Origin of the sequence: Chitinophaga qingshengii (assembly GCF_014529935.1) — a bacterium.
Classification (GTDB): Bacteria; Bacteroidota; Bacteroidia; order Chitinophagales; family Chitinophagaceae; genus Chitinophaga; species Chitinophaga qingshengii.
Window position 1 is genome coordinate 1 of the sequence record NZ_JACVFC010000012.1, and the last position, 742, is coordinate 742.

Genomic DNA, 742 nt, shown 5'->3' on the forward strand with positions numbered 1-742 from the left:
CGCTAAAATCACCAGCCCCAACAGCTTCAAAACAACTGTAACGGATGTACCTAACGGCAGCACGGTACAACTCAAGTGGACCGTTACCAACATCAACCTGTCCAGCTGTACCGCTTCCGACGTCATCACACTGATCAACACCAAACCACTCTCTGAAAGTGTGGCCGGTGATCCGATCGTGCAGTGTGGTAACAACATCTTCCAGCTCGACGGCAGCCAGCCTGCCACCGCTGATGGTGAAACAGGTACATGGAGCAGCACCGACAACGTATCTATTAATAAACCGAACCTGTATAACACAACGGTTACACTCAATGATGCAGCGCCGGCTACTGCTACCCTCACCTGGACTATCAGCAATGGTGTGTGTGACGATAAAAAATCTACCGTCCTGCTGACACTTAACAAAGTGCCCAGTGTAGACGCTGCTGTAAACGCATCTGTATGTAACAGCGGTACTACCTTCGATCTGGTTACTTCCAACCAGGTAGGTATTATCACCAAATACACCATCAAAACTGCTGCTACCAACGCGATGTCCGGCTTCCCGACCCAGACAGGCGCATGGACAGGCGTAGGTACTATTAAAGTCACCTATCCTGCCGGGACACCTGCCGGGACTTACGACTTCATCCTCACTGTACAGGATGGTACCAACGCCGGTTGTACCAAAGATGTTCCGTTCTCCGTGATCATCGATGCTAATCCGACTGTAGTACTCACTGCGGATATGACGGATGTA

Annotated in this window: 1 protein-coding gene; it reads left to right on the top strand. The window is 50.5% G+C overall.

Going from position 1 to position 742, the window contains the following annotated elements; all coding sequences use genetic code 11:
* Nucleotides 1-742: hypothetical protein (locus ICL07_RS32140; RefSeq protein ID WP_188092163.1), on the top strand; the 742-nt coding region annotated here is incomplete at both ends.